Origin of the sequence: Halomonas cerina, from assembly GCF_014192215.1 — a bacterium.
Lineage (GTDB): Bacteria > Pseudomonadota > Gammaproteobacteria > Pseudomonadales > Halomonadaceae > Halomonas > Halomonas cerina.
On the sequence record NZ_JACHXP010000006.1, the window covers coordinates 191370 to 207282 of the forward strand.

Consider the following 15913-nt stretch of genomic DNA (forward strand, 5'->3'; position numbering starts at 1 on the left):
TTGCAACGGGGCGTCGCCCTGCCTGCCCTGTGCCACGTCTCGATCGCTAGGGACCCAGGCTCGGCGCCTTCTTCTTGAGGTCCTTGCTGTCCTCGTGGGTCTCGGCCAGGGCGTCGTGCAGGGTGCGGGCGTTGTGGCGCATCATCCCCAGCCAGGTACTGGCGGTGCCGCGACTGGCTAGAGCGTCGGCGTAGAGGGTGCCGGCAACGGCCAGGCCCGTCTCCTCGGCGAGCTGGTCGATCATGGCGGGACTCGCCATGTTCTCGTGGAACAGCGCCTGGATGTCTTGCTCGCGGATCACGTCGATCAGTCGGGCCATGTCGGCGGCTCCGGCCTCCGACGCGGTGGAGACCCCCATCGGCGAGAGGAAGTGCAGGTCGTAGGCCCGGGCGAAGTGGCCGAAGGAATCGTGGCCGGTGACCACGCGGGTGCCGTCGGGGATCTCGTCCATCAGCATCTGGACTTCGGCGTGCAGGGACGCGATCTGCTCGAGATACTCCGCGGCACGCTCGCGATAGTCGGCCTCATGGGCCGGGTCGGCCGCGATCAGGCCCACGAGGATATTGGTCACATACAGCTCACCCAACCCCAGGTCCTGCCAGGTGTGGGGGTCCAGGCCGCCATGGGCATGATCGCCATGATCGACATGGCCATGAGCATCGTGGCCGTGTTCTTCATGGCCGTGCTCTTCGTGGGCGTGTGCCTCGTCGTGGGCTGGGGCCGTCTCGCTCGCGGCCTCGTCGATGAAGGCCTCGATGCCGTCGGTGGCGACCACTAATTCGCCCGCGTAGTCGCTCGACTCGACCAGTCGCTCCATCCAGCCCTCGAACTGTAGCCCGTTGAAGACCACCAGGTCGGCCTCGGCCAGGGCCCGGGCATCCGCGGGACGCGGCGAGTAGGCATGAGCGTCGCTGTCCGGGCCCACCAGGGCCTTCACCTCGACTTGCTGGCCGCCGATGTGCTCGACCATGTCGGCGAGGATGCTGAAGCTGGTGACCACCTGAACGCGCTCGGCGGCCAAGGTGGCAGGCAGGGTCATCAGGCTGGCGACGCCGGCGAGCAGGGCAAGGGAACGGGACGAGAGCATAGCAGTAGTCCTTGGGTCAGGGAGGTTGGGATCAGGCGCGCTCCGGCGTGCCGAGCGGCGCGGCGCGGCGTCGCCAGCGGGCGGTAAGGCTGTGGTGGCGGCCAAACAGGGCGGACAGGAGATAGGCCACGCCGGCCAGCAGGATGATCGAGGGGCCGGAGGGCAGGCTGAGGTGGTAAGAGAGCAGCAGCCCGGCGGTGCTCGAGACCAGGGCGATCGCGATGGCGATGGTGATCAGGCCCTCCAGGCGCTGGCTCCAGAAGCGCGCCGTGGTCGCCGGCAGCATCATCAGGCCCACCGCCATCAGGGTGCCCAGGGTCTGGAAGCCGGCGGTAAGGTTGAGCACCACCAGCCCCAGGAAGATGCCGTGGACGACACCGCCACGCACGCCCTGGCCGCGCAGGAACAGCGGGTCCAGGCATTCCACCACCAGGGCGCGGAAGATCACCGCCAGCGCCAGCACGATCAGGCTGGCGATAACGGCGATCAGCACCAGGGCGGTGGAGTCCACGGCCAGGATCGAGCCGAACAGCACATGAGTAAGATCCACGCTGCTGCCGCCCAGCGACACCAGCATTACCCCGGCGGCCAGCGAGATCAAAAAGAAGCTGGCCATCGCCGCATCCTCCCGGTGGCCGGTCATCTGCGACACACTGCCGGCCAGCACCGCCACCAGCAGCCCCGAGAGGATCCCCCCCAGGCTCATCATCGGCAGCGAGAAGCCAGCGGCCAGAAAGCCCAGTGCCACCCCCGGCAGGATGGCATGGGCCATGGCATCGCCGATCAGGCTCATGCCGCGCAGCATCAAGAACACCCCCAGGGGCGGCGCGGCCAGTGACAGCGCCAGGCCGGCGATCACGGCGCGCCGCATGAAGCCGTAATCGAAGGGAGCGATCAGCAGCGCCTCAAGCAGTGCCGGCATGAGGTGCCTCCGGAAAGCTCAAGGGCAGGCGGGGCGCGCGGGGCACCACGCCGGCCTGGTGGTCGAGCAGGGCCTCGGGACTGGACCAGCGGCCATGGCCGCCGGCCAGCAGCAGCACGTCGTCGGTCAGGCGCGAGAGCTGTTCCAGGTCATGGAGCACCACGATGATGGTGGCACCATCCCTGGCCATGTCGCGCAGCACCTCCATCAGCACGTCGACGGTCTCGATGTCGACGTTGGCGAAGGGCTCGTCGAGCAGCAGCAGTTCGGCCTCCTGCATCAGGGTGCGGCCGATCAGCGCGCGCTGGCGCTGCCCCCCGGAGAGCTCGCCCAGCTGACGGTGGGCCAAATCGGAGATGCCCAGCCGCGCCATGATCTCCCGGCCGCGGCGATAGTGGTCCGCACCATAGCCCTTCAGCGCCCCGTGGCTCGGCCAGGTGCCGGTCATGATCAGCTCCTCCACGCTCATCGGGAACCCGAGGTCCAGGGCCAGCTGCTGGGGCAGCCAGGCGCGACGTTCCTTGGGCACCTGGCAGGCCACTCGGCCCGCCACCGGCGCCAGCATGCCCATGATGGCGGCGATCAAGGTGCTCTTGCCGGCCCCGTTGGCCCCGATCAGGGCGGTGATGGCACCGTCCTGGAAGCGGCCGTCGAGGTGCTCGAGGATGGTCTGGCCACCCCGGGCCAGCTGCAGGTCGTGGAGCTGCAGGCGTGACATCAGCCCCCCCACCCGGCGGCCCAGGCGACGCCCAGCCACAGCGCGGCCAGCGGCATGGCCGCCAGTGCCAGGCGGCGCGCCGCCGAGAGCGACATCAGCGAGAAATGGCAGGGGCCTTCCGGGCGGTGCCGGTGCATGCGGTGTGCCATGGGGGAGCCTCCGGAAATGTGGCGGAGGTTATAACATAACAATAGTATCGTGCGTCAATGCCCAGGGTCCGTCCAGAGGGGCCGTGCCGTGGGTCAACGCTCGCGCACGTACTGCCCCGGCGCCTCGGCCAGCGGGGGATAGCCCTGCTCGGCATTGCCCATCGTGGGGGGAGCCACCCAGCCGCTGGAGTGTTCCTGCAGCCAGGCCTGCCACTCTGGCCACCAGGAGCCCTCGCGCTCGGGGACCTCGGCGCGCCAGGTGTCGGCGCCGGCATGGTGGGCCTGGGCCGGCTTGTCGGCGATTTGGTAGACCCGTCGAGGATGGCCGGGCTCGCTCACCACGCCGGCGTTATGCCCGCCACTGGTGAGGACGAAGGTGACGTCACCGTCGAGGTAAAGCTGATTGCGATACACCGACTGCCAGGGCGAGATATGGTCCTTGCGGGTGGCGACGAGAAAGGCCGGCAGGGTGATGCTGCTCAGCAGGACGGGGTGGCCATCGACCCGGTAGCGGCCGCGGGCCAGTTCGTTGCCGAGATAGAGCCGGCGCAGGTACTCCGAATGCATGCGGTAGGGCATGCGCGTGCCATCGGTGCTCCACGCCATCAGGTCGAAGGTGGGCAGACGTTCGCCCATCAGGTAATCGTTGACCAGGCGCGACCAGATGAGGTCGTCGGACTGCAGCAGCTGGAAGGCGCTCTTCATCTGCCAAGCCTCCAGATAGCCCTGCTGGCGCATGGCATCCTCGAGGAAGTGCACCTGACTGTCGTCGATGAATAACTCAAGCTCGCCCGCTTCGGCGAAATCGGTGATGCTGGCGAACAGGGTCAGGCTGGCCAGGCGGTCATCGCCAGCCCGGGCCATGACCGCGGCGGCGATCGACAGCAGGGTGCCACCGAGACAGTAGCCGGTGGCATGCACCTTGCGGGAGGGCAGGATGGCGCCGATGACCTCCAGGGCCGCCATGATGCCGAGCTCGCGGTAGTCGTCGACCCCCAGGTCGCGCTCTTCGGCGTCGGGGTTCTTCCACGAGATCATGAACACCGTATGGCCCTGCTCGACGAGCCAGCGCACCAGCGAGTTGTGGGGCGAGAGGTCCAGGATGTAGTACTTCATGACCCAGGCCGGCACGATCAGGATGGGCTCGGCCTGGACCTGCTCCGTGGCGGGACGGTACTGGATCAGCTCAATCAGCCGGTTGCGATAGACCACCTCGCCGGGGGTGATCGCCACGGACTCCCCGGGCAGATAGTGTTCCGCCCCGGCCGGTGGGCGATGCAGGTAGAAGTTCACCGCATCCTCCCAGGCGTGGGTCGCGCCGCTTACGAGGTTGGCGCCACCCTGCTCCAAGGTGCGTTCCAGCACCCGCGGGTTGGTCAGGGGGCTGTTGGCGGGCGAGAAGATATCGAGCACCTGGCGCGTCACGAAGTTGGCCACCTCCTCGTGGTGCCGGGTCACGCCCGGGACACCGGTCATGGCGTTGTACCACCACTGCTGGTTCAAAAGGAAGCTCTGATGCAGCAGGTTAAAGGGCCATTGTTGCCATTCCGGCGCGTCGAAGCGGTGGTCCTCGGCCAGTGGCTCGATGCAGCGGGGACATTCCCCTCCCTGCATCGCCCGGGCCGAATAGTCCGCCAGACGGACGAACTTGCGCTGCGCCTTGAGCGCGAGCTGGGCCTGCTTGCCCGGCGAGAGCAGCAAATGGGTCCACCAGTCGCCGTAGGCCTGCAGCAGCGAGGCAGGGGAGACACCTGCCGTCAGGCGGGCGATGGAGGCGTGGGTCATCTGGTCCCAGGCCGCGAATGGCTGCTCTTCCTGCGAGGTCTCGGCGGTATCGGGCTGGGTAGGGGGTGGCGTCGTCTCGCTCCCGTTGCCGATCACCGGAGCGAGCGGGCGAGAGCCCGAGGGCGCCATGTTCGAGGCGGCGTCCTGTTGGGGGGATGGGGCGTCCGATCGGCGTTGCTCCATGAGATCCTCCTGGGTCCGTCGCGTGCCATGCGCCATGCGGTCTTGCCGAGCACCGGGGCTGCTGCTTGCGGATCGACACGGCATCGATTTCAGCGTAGCCGACTCCCCGGGCCCGTTCATCGCGGCGCGGCTGGTTTGCTCAATAGCGCAGTGCCACGCCCAGCCGGTGGGGCCCCACCAGCAGGGCAACCTCGCCCTCCAGATACAGGTCACCGAGCGACAGGCGGGTCGGCTGGAAGCGGTTCACGGCGGCCAGGGCCTGGCCCGGCTGGGTGCGCAGTTCAAGTTCGCTGACCAGCAGGCCGGTGGCGAAGTTGAGCACGCCGTCCTCGGGGCGGTCGTCGCCCACCCCGATCACCAGCCCCGCCGCGGTGTTGACCGCCAGCGACCCTAGCCGAGCCTGCCAACTGCGCCGCCGACGCTCCTCCTCGGCCACCGCCTGGAGCAGCCGGCGGGCGCGCTCAATATCGCGCTCGCCCTGCTGCAGTTGGCGATAGGCCGCGGGGTGGGGTTGGCGGCCCAGCAGCAGACCGCCCAGCGCCAGGGTCGACTTCACCACCCCCACGCGGGCATCGAAGCGGTCCTCATCATCGCTCGCCTCGCTGGCTTGCCAGGCATTCAGTACCAGGCTGCCGGCATAAACGCCGGACCAGCCCAGCTGCCAGAGCTCGGCATGGCGTGTGCCTCGGGCCAGGGCCTCCTCGTAGGCCTGCCACTCGGCGGTCGGTCCCTGGGCCAGGGCAGGGATGGCGAGGGAGGGTAGGCAGAGCAACAGCAGGGCAAGACGGCGCAGCATGGCAATCTCCAGGCGTGAGGGCTGCTTACAGCCTAGCGCTTGTGGGCGATGAACCGCACCACGCACCTTAGGCCAGTATGGCCGCGACCGTCGCTAACCTCACGCTCGATCTCGCGGCGCCTTAAGCCGCTGTCGAGTATACTGCTATCCGGTTTTTACCGAGTAACTTACAGGAGCGACACCATGCCAGGGATGACATGCCCCAGAGTCCTGATTGCGGCGGGCCTCGCCGGTAGCCTGATGCTGACCACCGGCATGGCCCTCGCCACCGGCAACACCGGCCTCTACCTTGGCGCTGGCCTCGGCCAGCTGCAGGGTGACGACGATTTCGATGACCAAGCCGAGCTCTGGAAGCTGGTGGGCGGCTACAATTTCGGCTGGCTGCCGTTCCTCGACCTCGGGGCCGAGCTGGCCTACGTCAACGGCGGTGAGCTCGAGGGCGAGGTGGACGGCCGCTCGGCGACCCTCGAGACCGAGAGTTTCCAGGCCCTGGGCGTGGCCGGGCTAAGCTTTGGACCACTGGGGGTCTATGCCAAGGCTGGCATGGCCGACTGGGACGCCGAGCAGCGCGGCCGCGGGATGAGCCGCGACCATTCCGGCACCGACCCGGTCTATGGCCTCGGTGCCCGTATCGAGCTGCTCGACCTGACCGGCCGGCTCGAGTATGAGCGCCTCGACACCGACGAGATCGGCGACCTCGACATGGTCTCGGCCGGGCTGGTCTATACCTTCTGATCGCCGTCCCCTCTCGGGTCCGCTACGCTCGAGAGAGGGGCGGGGCGTCTGCTACGTTAGAAAAGGGCAGGCGAGACATGGTCAAGACTGCCCTGCAGGTTGGCCATCGATGTCCCTGGCACCGGCAGGCACCGCTGTGGTTCGGTCGGATCGGGGCGGATGCGCCATATGGGGAATCCACTCGTTGAAGGCATGCAGGAGGTGCGTGATGAGTATCTGTGCGACTTGCGGTAATGACTACGACAACACGTTCACGATCACCAAGGACGGCCAGAGCTTCGATTTCGATTCCTTCGAGTGCGCCATCCACAAGCTGGCACCGTCATGTGCGCAGTGCGGTTGCCGGGTGGTCGGACACGGCGCCCAGCATGGCGACACGGTCTATTGCGGTGCCCACTGTGCCCAGCAGGCCGGGGAAGCCGGGCTGGTCGACCATAATTGAGCGAACGCCGGCAGTACTGCTCCCTGTACCATAACGAGCGAGCCCCTGCTGGAGGCTCGCCCGTTTCGACATGTCCGTTCCGGTGAGACGGCTGGCGGCTCAGTATCCGACGTAGTGCCCGATCACCAGGGCGACCCAGCACATGGCATAGACCAGCACCATGAACGGCATGATGATCCGCAGCCACTGGGCGTAGGAGACCCTGCCGAGGGCCAGCATCGCCAGGGTGCCACCGGAGGTGGGCACGATCAGGTTGGTCAGGCCATCCCCCACCTGGAACGCAGTGATCATCAACTGCCGGCTCATGCCGATCAGGTCGGCCAGGGGAATCAGGATCGGCATCGTCACCAGCGCCTGGCCCGAACCGCTCGGCACGAACAGGTTGATCACGCCCTGAATGACACTCGAGGCCACCGCCGCCAGGGCGATCGGCATGTCGCCTACCATGGCACTGAGCGAGTGCACGATGGTGTCGATGATCTGGGCGTCCTGCAGGATCACCTGGATCGAAGCCGCGACCCCGATCACCAGCGCCCCGGCGGTTACCGATGACGCTCCCTCTATCATCTGCTTGACCAGTTCGTTGGCGCCCAGGCCGTTGGCGACGCCGATCACGATCGCCATCAGCAGGAACATCGCCGCGATCTCGTTGATGTACCAGCCTTGGGTGAAGACCCCGATCAACATGATGACCAGGCCCCCCACGAACAGCCCCAGGGTGATCAGGTCGCGCCGGGACAGGGTGTAGTCGTGGAGATGCTTGTCGAGTTCGGCCGGCTGATCGTCCTGAAAGTCGACGCGGGTGACATAGCGACAGATGAACACGGTCAGGGTCGCCAGGCCCCCCACCACCATCAGCGTTCTCAGCCACCAGCCCGAGAAGGTGGGCAGCTCGCCAATGCCCTGGGCGACCCCCACGGTGTAGGGGTTGATGGGCGACAGGGCAAAGCCGATGCCGATACCCCCCACGGCCATCACGACGCCCACCAGCCGCGTGCAGCCGATGGCCGTGGCGACCAGCGCGCCGATCGGCACCAGTGCGATGTTGTTCTCGAAGCCCACGGCCACGCCGAAGAAGCCGTAGATGAAGGTGCAGGCCGCGATGATCAGGTTGCGGCTCTTGACGTTGTTATCGGCACCGGCCTTGTGCACGGCGACCCCGATCGCGTTCTCCAGTGCCCCGGTGCGCTGCAGGATATGGAACAGCCCGCCGGCGATGAACACGATGAACAGGTACTGGGAAGCCGCGATCAGGCCCTCGGGGATGGCCACGAAGACACTGAACGGATGCAGGTTGGCCACGTCGGTCAGATAGTGGAACGAACCCGGAATGACGGTGGTTCGGCCATTCATCGCCTCGCGCGCGAACTCGCCCGCCGGCACGATGAAGGTCATCAGGTAGGCGGCTACCAGGATTATGAAGATCAGTACCATCGGGTCGGGGACGCGCTGGTACCACTTCCGTTCTTTCGCGGGTGACGACGTCGTCGTCCTCGTCGGTTGTTGGTCTTGGCTCATGGGATAGCCCTCGGGTTCACGACTGTTGTTGTGGGTGGAGCTGCTGTTGTAGGTAAAACGTTTGTTGTGGATGGCGCGGTGCGTCAGAAGTGGAGGTTATCGAGCGTCACGCCGCCGCCTCGCGCCTGGCCAGGTTCCGGCAGGTAGTGACCAGCACCTGCACGGCGGCGGTCAGGTCCTCGGGCTGGATAGCCTCGTCGGGGTGATGGCTGACCCCTCCCGCGCAGCGCAGGAAGAGCATGCCGATATCACACAGCGACTGCATGGCCAGCCCGTCATGGCCGGCGCCGCTGAACAGCACGCGAGGGGTGATGCCGCTCTCCCTGACGGAATCTTCCAGTTCACCCTTGAGCCATGCCGAGCACGCCACGGCGGCCTGCTCATAGGTGAGCTGGGCGTCGAAGGTGAGACCGCGCCGCGTCAGGCTGTCCTCGATCTGCGCCATCAATTGCTCGCGAGCGCGGCGCCGGATCTCGTCTTTCGGGGAGCGCAGTTCGATGGAGAGGGTCGTGGTCTGGGGGATCACGTTGACCCCGTTGGGGGCGTTCTCGATCTTGCCGACCACCCCCACCAGGTCCTCGGTCTCCCGACACAAGGTGTCGACCAGGCGGATCACCTCGGCGGCGCCGACCAGGGCGTCCTGGCGCATGGCCATGGGCACGGTACCGGCATGGCCGGCGCGACCCAGCACGGTCAGCCGATGGCGCTCGATGCCGGTGATCGCGCTGACCACGCCGACCGGGAGCGCCTCACGCTCCAGCTGGGGGCCCTGTTCGATATGGGTCTCGAGGAAGGCGATCACCTCTTCGGGGCGGTAGGCGTCCTCGGCGATGCGTTCCGGCCGGCAGCCGAAGGCCTCCAGGGCCTGGCCCAGCGAGATGCCCTCGTCATCGGTCGTCTCCAGCATCGCCGCATCGAAGGTGCCGGCCAGCACCTTGGAGCCCAGCAGGGTCGAGCTGAAGCGCGTGCCCTCCTCGTCGCTGAAGGCCACCACGTCGAGATGGAAGGGCAGGGTGATGGCGTTGTCCTTGAGGTACTTGACCAGTGCCAGCGGCAGGAGCACGCCCATGATGCCGTCGTACTTGCCGCCATGGGGCACGGTGTCCTGGTGGGAACCGAGCAGCAGCGTCCTGGCCTCGGGATGCGGGCTGGCATGGCGGCCGATCAGGTTGGCGCCGTTGTCCAGGCGCACCGTCATGCCCAGCGCCTCCATCCAGTCGCGCAGAGCCTCGAGCAAGGCGTGGTGTTCCGGGGTGGCGCAACGGCGCGTGACACCTTCGCGCGCCGGGTCGTCGGTTTCACTGTAATGGGCAGCGGCTTCCAGCCACTGCCAGGCCTGTTCGCCCACCTGGGTAAAGGAACCACTCATGTCTCGCCCCTGTTGCGCTTATTTATCATGATAAATAGAGGCTAGAGGGGCGCTCCAGGGGCTGTCAATACAGGGCTTTCGCCCCCGCGCATCAGGCATCGCCGATGGGGGCGGAAAAAGCGTGAGGCGACAATTTGTTATGATAAATAGACCAAAGCCCGACCCGGCGCGGCCTAAGACCATGGTCTAGTGTCGGGACGGTGGAGCAAACGGGTTGGCGGCAGCGTTCCCGGCCGTCAGCCGGTGGGAGGCGCCGTGGTGTCGACGGCATCCATCACGGGGTGGGCCGAGTAGTCGCGCAGCGCCAGGTATTCGCGACTGGGCGTCTCGTCGTCCCCGGCGCCGGCTCGGAAGAAGGCCTTGTCGAGGGTGGCCTCGCGGGCTTCCATCAGCGCCTGGGCGGCCTGCATATGCTCGGCCATGATCTCGCGGGCCTCGTCCATGGCGTTGCGGCGCAGGGCCTCGAGCAGGCGGCGTTGGTAGTGGTAACCGCGCTGGCGCAGCTCGGGATAGGGCTGAGCGTAGATCCGCCGGCAAGTGGTGAGGCTCATCAGCAGCCGGATCATGAAGCGGCAGTTCAGGGCGAGCAGCGGGTTGGGGCAGTAGTCCACCAGCACCAGGTGGAACTCCAGCTCCTTGAGACGCTGAGCCTGCTCCTCCTCCTGCGAGGCGGGGGGATGGTCATAGTGGGTCAGCATGGCCTCCAGCCGTTCGAAGGCCGACTCGTCCAGCTGGCCCTCCAGGCTCGCCACCATGACCGGCTGGAGTTGCTTGCGCACCTCGTAGATGTCATGGATGGTCGGCGGGCGGAAGAAGAAGTAGTTGCTCAAAAGCTCCATGGCCCGGTCGTCGCTGACCTCGCAGATGAAGGCGCCGCCGCCGGGACCGGTGCGGGTCTGGATCAGCCCCTGGGCGGCCAGGCCACGCAGCGCCTCGCGGATGGTGCCCTTGGAGGCATCCAGCGCCTCGACCAGATGGGACTCCTGGGGCAGGCGATCCCCCGGGCCGAGGCCGTGCCGGGCGATGTACTCCTTGATGGCCTCGCCGATCATCTCGGGGCGTGTGCGTCGCGTTGACTGGCTCATGGATTTCCTCGGCTCGAACAGGGCGGCTAATTTATGAGGATAAAACTGTCCGCGACGCCGAGACAATGGCCCACGGCCTCGCCCCCTTCCTGCCCCTCGATCCTTAACTCCTGGAGAGCGCCATGACCTTCAGCCTGATCGCCCTGGACGACGACCGCCTCACCCTGGGCGTGGCCTGTGCCACCGGCGGGCCGGCCCTGGGCGGCTTCGTGCCGCACCTGCTGCCCGGCGTGGGGGCGGCCATCACCCAGGGCTACAGCACCCACGTGATGGCCGCGGAGCAGGGCCTGGCCCGCCTGGCGGCGGGCGAGACGGTGACGGCGGTGGTGGATGTGCTACGGCGAGCCGATCGCGGCGAGGCATGGCGCCAGGTGGCGCTGATGGACCTCCAGGGGGAGGCGGCCGGCTGGACCGGTGCGCGCAACGTGCCGATATGCGACATGCACCTGGCACCGGGCCTGGTGGTGGCCGGCAACATGCTGGGCAGCCATGAGGTGATCCCCGCCATGGGGGCGGCCTTTCGCGAGGCGAGGTCAGCCGGACAGGCCCTGGCCGAGGCATTGCTGGCGGCCCTCGCGGCCGGCCAGCAGGCAGGGGGGGATCAGCGTGGCACCCTCTCGGCGGCACTCAAGGTGCGCGCCCCGGGCGGCCTGCCCTTGGACCTGCGCATCGACCAGGCGGCCGATGCCGTGGGCGAACTGGGAGCCCTGTACCGCTGTATCCAGGCCGACGAGGCCTTCCAGGCCTTCCTCGCCCGCCTGCCCACCGCCGACGATCCGCATCGGTACTGAAACATCATGGCATACCCTCGGTATGCCGCTGCCTTGCCTTGACGTCCGCCGCCCCTCTCGATCATCTTTATGAAGAATGACAGACATCAATATGATGTTGATCAAGGCGACGTCGAAACGTCAGGAGGTGACCATGGACGCCATCCAGGATGAAGTACGCGAGACCCAAGAGGGCATTGACGGTGTCAGCGTACGTGGTGAGGTGTTCGACGATCCGGTGGCGTTCATTCATGCCGTGCGCGAGGGGATCTCGGGTGAAGTGCTCAAGGAAGCCATCGACGCGCTGGGCGGGAATCGCGAGCTGTTCGTGCGCCTGTTGGAAACGTCGCCGGGCAATCTGCACCGCTTCTACAAACGCGAGAACCTGGGCCGTGGGGCCAGTGAAGAAGTGCTGGATACCCTGCGGGTGTTCCGATATGCCGTAAAGGTATTCGGCGATCAGCCGACGGCACTGGACTGGCTGCAGTCACCCCTTCCTGCCTTGGCTAGCGAGAAAGCCGTGGACCTGTTCGATACCTTCAAGGGGCGTCAGGTGGTTATGCAGGTGCTGAGAAAGATCGAGTTCGGTGAATTCAGTTGAAGCATCCCGCGAGGACTCGATGACCAGCACCACGCTCCGGCTATATCGAATCGCCCACGAACATCATTTGCAGCGCCTCGACGGAAGGGGGGCCAGCTTCCGGGATGGCGGCCGGTGGAATTCGCCAGGATATCCCGTGCTGTATTTCGGTGGTAGCCCCTCGGTCGCCGCCCTGGAGATGGGCCACTATCTTGTTTCCCCCTGGCATGTTCCCAAGGGGTATGCCTTGGGCGTCTTCGAGGTGCCGCACTCCGTGGTGGAGCTGGACATGGACGACAAGCCAGAAGACTGGAAGGCCTTCCCCTACCCCCGCGCCACGCAACGGCTCGGGGATGCCTGGCTGGAGCGCGGCCAAGAGCTCGTGCTGCTGGTGCCCAGCTGCGCGGTACCGGCAGGCCTGGAGAGAATCGCCGTCGTAAACCCACTCCACTCGAAAAGCCAGGCCATCGAGCTCCTGGACGTGGTGACACCGATCTTCAACGAGCGGCTATTCACGGGCATTTGACAGGCCTACGCGGGGGCTCTTGTTTATGATTCGCCGAACTCCTCGGTGTCGATTTCTGCCTGCAGGGCCTCGTCGTAGCGCGCACCCGCCACTTGGTCCGGCGTCAGCACGGCGTCCAGCCGGGCCACGGTCGCGGCATCCAGGCGCAGGGTCTCCGCCGCCAGGTTCTCGCGCATGTGAGCCACCGAACGCGAGCCGGGGATGGGGATGACATCGTCGCCCTGGGCCCTGAGCCAGGCCAGGGCCAACTGGGCGGGCGTTACCTCCCACTCGGCCGCTACCGCTCGCACCGCCTCCAGCTGGCGAAGGTTGCGAGGGAGATTCTCGGCGCTGAAGCGCGGCATGTCCCGGCGAATGTCATCCGTCTCCAGGCGCTCCACCTCCGTGATGCTGCCGGTCAAAAAGCCCCGCCCCAGAGGACTGAAGGCCACCAGCGCCGTGTCCGCCTCGCGACACGCTTTGATCAGCGCGATCTCGGGGTTGCGCGTCCACAGCGAGTACTCGGACTGCACCGCCGCGATGGGGTGTTCGGCTCGGGCGCGGCGCAGGGTGGCCGCCGACACCTCGGAGAGCCCGATGGCGCCGATCTTGCCTTCCTCCACCAGCCGCGCGAGCGCCCCGACACTCTCCTCGATGGGCACCTGGCGATCCATCCGGTGTAGGTAATACAGATCCAGATGGTCGGTGCGCAGGCGAGAGAGACTCGCTTCGCATTGCCGGTGCAGGGTCTCGGGGCGCCCGTCGATCACCTTCCTGGCGAGTTCGGGATCGAAGGCCATGCCCCCCTTGCTGGCCAGCAGGAGCTCGTTGCGCCAGCTGGCGAGCGCCTTGCCCACCAATGCCTCGTTGGTCGTCTTTCCGTACAGAGTGGCGGTATCGAAGTGGCGATAGCCCATGTCGAAGGCCGCCGCCAGGGCACGCAGCGCCTCGGGCTCGGACACCGGGCGGCCGTAGGCATGGGAAAGGTTCATGCAGCCCAGGCCGATGGTGGGCGAGGCCACGGCCTTGAGGCGAGAGGTCAACGACGTCATGGGGGCTCCTTTTCAGCGTTTGTGGGCGATGAACTGCACCACGGCTCCCAGGCCGGTGTGGCCGCGGCCTTCCATCACCTCGCGCTCGCACTCCTGGCTGAGCATGATCTCGAGTTCGGCATAGGCTTCGTCGAGTTCGGCGGCGGTCGGGGTGCGGTCCGGCGTATCCGGCCCGCCGGTGTCGCGGGGCACCTGGTCCGGGGTATAGGCCTCGAGGATCAGCACGCCACCGGGTTTCAGCGCTCGGATCACCTGGCGGTGCAGGTGGGGGCGCCCCGCCGCCGGCACATGGCAGAAGATCGAGACGATCGCGTCGAACGACTCGGGGACAAACTCGTGTTCGGTGAGGTCGGCATGCAGGGTGGTCAGCGCCACGCCCTTCTGCTCGGCCAGCCGGGCGGCCTTGCGCAGGCCCACCGCAGAGGCATCTACCGAGATGACCTCGTGACCCAGCCCGGCCAGGTAGACGCCGTTGCGCCCCTCGCCATCCGCCAGGCAGAGCACGCGCTTGGGTGGCTCGCCGATCAGGTCGACGTGCTCGCGCAGAAAGTCATTGGGCTCGATGCCATAGAGGTAGTCGTCCGTGCCGTAGCGCTCATCCCACATGGTGGACCCGTTCCCATAAAGTCATGACGCCAGAGCATAACAGCCCGCCAACGGCTGCGGCCATCGGCCGAAGCGCAGGCTGGACGGCATGGCGCACCTCGCTGCACGCCCCGGCTCGCCTTGCCCTGACGGGAGTTTTTCTGGCTGGCAACACGGCTCTCGCCCCATGTTTCCCTCGAGCCTATGCGGGGGGTGATTCGACAGCCCTTGAGCCGGTTGCCGAGGGCTACCCGTTACCACTATCGACTACAGCTGATCGCTTTTGGTCGTACGTCCGTTTACCGCCGTGATCCTGCGGTATGGTAGGGCATAATCTCGCGCCGCTGGTGTGGCGGTGGCCCCCCTATCACAGGACCACGGAGCGCCAGGCATGGCCAACCTTTCTCTCCTCTCTCCCCGCTACCGGGTGCTGCTGGCGGGGCTGTTCAGTCAGCTGCTGTGCGTGGGCGTGGCGCGCTTCGCCTATACGCCACTGTTGCCAGTAATGCAGCAGCAGACCTGGCTCAGCGATGCCGACGGCGGCTGGCTGGCCGCGCTCAACTATGCTGGCTACATGTTCGGCGCGCTGACCGCCGCCTCGATCAATAACATCCGCCTCAAGGACACCCTCTACCGCCTCACCCTGCTGCTGGCGGTGCTCTCCACTGCCGGCATGGCCCTAGTCGATAGCTTCTGGCTGTGGGCGAGCATGCGCTTCATGGCGGGGTTCTCCAGCAGCGGGGCGATGCTGCTGGCCTCGGGGCTGATCCTGCACTGGCTGATCCAGCATCGCCAGCGTGGCGAGTTGGGTATCCACTTCGCCGGCCTGGGGCTGGGCATCCTGCTGGCTGCCCTGGCGGTGGAGCTGATGCTGCGCCTCACGCTGGCCTGGCAGGCCCAGTGGTGGGGCTTCGCCCTTCTGGCCGCGGCGCTGCTGGTGCCCGCCTGGGGCTGGCTGCCGCGACCCGCGAAGTCGACCGAGCGCAGCGGTGGCAGTCATCAGCAGCAGGTTTCCCCTCCTTCGCGTATCTTTATGCGGCTGATGCTGGCCGCCTACTTCTGCGCCGGCTACGGCTACGTGATCAGCGCCACCTTTATTGTCGCCATCGTCGAGCGTGAACCGCTGCTGGCCGGTGCCGGCAACTGGACCTTCGCCCTGGTGGGGCTGGCCGCCGCGCCGGCGGTGATGCTGTGGGACCTGGTCGCCCGCTGGATCGGCTACCTGGGCGCGCTGATCAGCGCCATGGCGTTGCAGGTGGTGGGCATCGTGCTGCCGGCGCTGACCGACAGCCTGGCCGGCGTGCTGGCGAGCGCCGTGCTCTACGGCGGCACCTTCCTGGGTTGCGTGAGCCTGGTGCTGACCATGGCTGGCAGGCTCTATCCGCAAAGTCCGGCGCGGCTGATGGGGCGCATGACGCTGGCCTACGGTGCGGCGCAGGTCATCGCTCCTGCGCTCACCGGCATGCTCGCCGAGGCCAGCGGCCACTACGACACCGGGCTGTGGCTGGCCGGTGGCTTCGTCGCCCTGGGGGCGGTGCTGCTCGCCTGGCTGCGTCGGGTGGACCGGACCGCGCAACGGCTGGATGCGGAGGCGAAGGTGGCCGTATAGCCTTACTGCTTTCAGGTTTTCTT

General features: G+C 66.9%; 17 protein-coding genes. 6 read left to right on the plus strand and 11 right to left on the minus strand.

The window, feature by feature from the left end:
* Positions 1 to 46: 46 nt before the first annotated feature.
* The 6 genes from FHR94_RS08170 to FHR94_RS08195 all read right to left on the minus strand — a co-directional run bounded on the left by FHR94_RS08170 (position 47) and on the right by FHR94_RS08195 (position 5640).
* Positions 47 to 1087: a metal ABC transporter solute-binding protein, Zn/Mn family gene (locus FHR94_RS08170; protein WP_183325144.1), complete on the minus strand. Its 1041-nt coding sequence runs from the start codon at positions 1085 to 1087 to the stop codon at positions 47 to 49.
* A gap of 31 nt (positions 1088 to 1118) precedes the next feature.
* Positions 1119 to 2009, minus strand: coding sequence for a metal ABC transporter permease (locus tag FHR94_RS08175; RefSeq protein ID WP_183325145.1), 891 nt, complete (start codon positions 2007 to 2009; stop codon positions 1119 to 1121).
* Positions 1993 to 2727, minus strand: coding sequence for a metal ABC transporter ATP-binding protein (locus FHR94_RS08180; RefSeq protein ID WP_183325146.1), 735 nt, complete (start codon positions 2725 to 2727; stop codon positions 1993 to 1995). Before FHR94_RS08180 ends, FHR94_RS08175 begins: the two co-directional genes overlap by 17 nt.
* Positions 2727 to 2876: a hypothetical protein gene (locus FHR94_RS08185; RefSeq protein ID WP_183325147.1), complete on the minus strand. Its 150-nt coding sequence runs from the start codon at positions 2874 to 2876 to the stop codon at positions 2727 to 2729. Before FHR94_RS08185 ends, FHR94_RS08180 begins: the two co-directional genes overlap by 1 nt.
* Positions 2877 to 2969: 93 nt before the next feature.
* Positions 2970 to 4844: a PHA/PHB synthase family protein gene (locus FHR94_RS08190; RefSeq protein ID WP_246389868.1), complete on the minus strand. Its 1875-nt coding sequence runs from the start codon at positions 4842 to 4844 to the stop codon at positions 2970 to 2972.
* Between the two features lie 139 nt (positions 4845 to 4983).
* Positions 4984 to 5640, minus strand: a complete 657-nt coding sequence (locus FHR94_RS08195; protein WP_183325148.1) for a hypothetical protein — start codon at positions 5638 to 5640, stop codon at positions 4984 to 4986.
* 183 nt (positions 5641 to 5823) lie between these two features.
* On the opposite strand from FHR94_RS08195, the gene FHR94_RS08200 reads away from it, so the two are divergent.
* Both FHR94_RS08200 and FHR94_RS08205 read left to right on the plus strand, forming a co-directional pair.
* Entirely contained in the window at positions 5824 to 6375 is a 552-nt protein-coding gene (locus FHR94_RS08200; protein ID WP_183325149.1) for a porin family protein, read from the plus strand.
* 208 nt (positions 6376 to 6583) lie between these two features.
* Positions 6584 to 6817, plus strand: coding sequence for a hypothetical protein (locus FHR94_RS08205; RefSeq protein ID WP_183325150.1), 234 nt, complete (start codon positions 6584 to 6586; stop codon positions 6815 to 6817).
* Between the two features lie 99 nt (positions 6818 to 6916).
* Here the strand turns inward: FHR94_RS08205 and FHR94_RS08210 are convergent, their stop codons facing one another.
* The 3 genes from FHR94_RS08210 to FHR94_RS08220 all read right to left on the minus strand — a co-directional run bounded on the left by FHR94_RS08210 (position 6917) and on the right by FHR94_RS08220 (position 10789).
* A complete protein-coding gene (locus tag FHR94_RS08210; RefSeq protein ID WP_246389869.1) occupies positions 6917 to 8335 on the minus strand; it encodes a YfcC family protein in 1419 nt (472 codons plus the stop codon).
* Positions 8336 to 8441: 106 nt separating this feature from the next.
* Positions 8442 to 9704, minus strand: a complete 1263-nt coding sequence (locus FHR94_RS08215) for an allantoate amidohydrolase (protein ID WP_183325151.1) — start codon at positions 9702 to 9704, stop codon at positions 8442 to 8444.
* A gap of 236 nt (positions 9705 to 9940) precedes the next feature.
* Positions 9941 to 10789, minus strand: a complete 849-nt coding sequence (locus FHR94_RS08220; RefSeq protein WP_183325152.1) for a FadR/GntR family transcriptional regulator — start codon at positions 10787 to 10789, stop codon at positions 9941 to 9943.
* A gap of 122 nt (positions 10790 to 10911) precedes the next feature.
* On the opposite strand from FHR94_RS08220, the gene FHR94_RS08225 reads away from it, so the two are divergent.
* The 3 genes from FHR94_RS08225 to FHR94_RS08235 all read left to right on the plus strand — a co-directional run bounded on the left by FHR94_RS08225 (position 10912) and on the right by FHR94_RS08235 (position 12665).
* A complete protein-coding gene (locus FHR94_RS08225) occupies positions 10912 to 11580 on the plus strand; it encodes a DUF1028 domain-containing protein (protein ID WP_183325153.1) in 669 nt (222 codons plus the stop codon).
* Between the two features lie 133 nt (positions 11581 to 11713).
* Complete coding sequence (locus FHR94_RS08230; RefSeq protein WP_183325154.1) at positions 11714 to 12160, plus strand: antitoxin Xre/MbcA/ParS toxin-binding domain-containing protein; 447 nt, start codon at positions 11714 to 11716, stop codon at positions 12158 to 12160.
* A gap of 19 nt (positions 12161 to 12179) precedes the next feature.
* Entirely contained in the window at positions 12180 to 12665 is a 486-nt protein-coding gene (locus FHR94_RS08235; protein WP_183325155.1) for an RES family NAD+ phosphorylase, read from the plus strand.
* Between the two features lie 23 nt (positions 12666 to 12688).
* Here FHR94_RS08235 and FHR94_RS08240 read toward each other — a convergent pair whose 3' ends face one another.
* A complete protein-coding gene (locus tag FHR94_RS08240) occupies positions 12689 to 13696 on the minus strand; it encodes an aldo/keto reductase (protein WP_183325156.1) in 1008 nt (335 codons plus the stop codon).
* A gap of 12 nt (positions 13697 to 13708) precedes the next feature.
* The gene (locus tag FHR94_RS08245) at positions 13709 to 14302 is read right to left on the minus strand and encodes an SAM-dependent methyltransferase (RefSeq protein ID WP_183325157.1); all 594 of its coding nucleotides are present in this window, start codon (positions 14300 to 14302) and stop codon (positions 13709 to 13711) included.
* A gap of 370 nt (positions 14303 to 14672) precedes the next feature.
* Between FHR94_RS08245 and FHR94_RS08250 the strand changes: the two genes are divergently transcribed.
* Complete coding sequence (locus tag FHR94_RS08250; RefSeq protein WP_183325158.1) at positions 14673 to 15890, plus strand: YbfB/YjiJ family MFS transporter; 1218 nt, start codon at positions 14673 to 14675, stop codon at positions 15888 to 15890.
* The last annotated feature ends 23 nt before the right edge of the window (positions 15891 to 15913 follow it).

What these genes read in the sequence shown, in the direction of transcription:
- FHR94_RS08205 (WP_183325150.1), top strand. Translation starts at nt 6,584, where the DNA reads ATGAGTATCTGTGCGACTTGCGGTAATGACTACGACAACACGTTCACG.
- FHR94_RS08170 (WP_183325144.1), bottom strand. Translation starts at nt 1,087, where the DNA reads ATGCTCTCGTCCCGTTCCCTTGCCCTGCTCGCCGGCGTCGCCAGCCTG.
- FHR94_RS08245 (WP_183325157.1), bottom strand. Translation starts at nt 14,302, where the DNA reads ATGTGGGATGAGCGCTACGGCACGGACGACTACCTCTATGGCATCGAG.
- FHR94_RS08190 (WP_246389868.1), bottom strand. Translation starts at nt 4,844, where the DNA reads ATGGAGCAACGCCGATCGGACGCCCCATCCCCCCAACAGGACGCCGCC.
- FHR94_RS08175 (WP_183325145.1), bottom strand. Translation starts at nt 2,009, where the DNA reads ATGCCGGCACTGCTTGAGGCGCTGCTGATCGCTCCCTTCGATTACGGC.
- FHR94_RS08200 (WP_183325149.1), top strand. Translation starts at nt 5,824, where the DNA reads ATGCCAGGGATGACATGCCCCAGAGTCCTGATTGCGGCGGGCCTCGCC.
- FHR94_RS08235 (WP_183325155.1), top strand. Translation starts at nt 12,180, where the DNA reads ATGACCAGCACCACGCTCCGGCTATATCGAATCGCCCACGAACATCAT.
- FHR94_RS08185 (WP_183325147.1), bottom strand. Translation starts at nt 2,876, where the DNA reads ATGGCACACCGCATGCACCGGCACCGCCCGGAAGGCCCCTGCCATTTC.
- FHR94_RS08220 (WP_183325152.1), bottom strand. Translation starts at nt 10,789, where the DNA reads ATGAGCCAGTCAACGCGACGCACACGCCCCGAGATGATCGGCGAGGCC.
- FHR94_RS08230 (WP_183325154.1), top strand. Translation starts at nt 11,714, where the DNA reads ATGGACGCCATCCAGGATGAAGTACGCGAGACCCAAGAGGGCATTGAC.
- FHR94_RS08210 (WP_246389869.1), bottom strand. Translation starts at nt 8,335, where the DNA reads ATGAGCCAAGACCAACAACCGACGAGGACGACGACGTCGTCACCCGCG.
- FHR94_RS08250 (WP_183325158.1), top strand. Translation starts at nt 14,673, where the DNA reads ATGGCCAACCTTTCTCTCCTCTCTCCCCGCTACCGGGTGCTGCTGGCG.
- FHR94_RS08225 (WP_183325153.1), top strand. Translation starts at nt 10,912, where the DNA reads ATGACCTTCAGCCTGATCGCCCTGGACGACGACCGCCTCACCCTGGGC.
- FHR94_RS08240 (WP_183325156.1), bottom strand. Translation starts at nt 13,696, where the DNA reads ATGACGTCGTTGACCTCTCGCCTCAAGGCCGTGGCCTCGCCCACCATC.
- FHR94_RS08180 (WP_183325146.1), bottom strand. Translation starts at nt 2,727, where the DNA reads ATGTCACGCCTGCAGCTCCACGACCTGCAGCTGGCCCGGGGTGGCCAG.
- FHR94_RS08215 (WP_183325151.1), bottom strand. Translation starts at nt 9,704, where the DNA reads ATGAGTGGTTCCTTTACCCAGGTGGGCGAACAGGCCTGGCAGTGGCTG.
- FHR94_RS08195 (WP_183325148.1), bottom strand. Translation starts at nt 5,640, where the DNA reads ATGCTGCGCCGTCTTGCCCTGCTGTTGCTCTGCCTACCCTCCCTCGCC.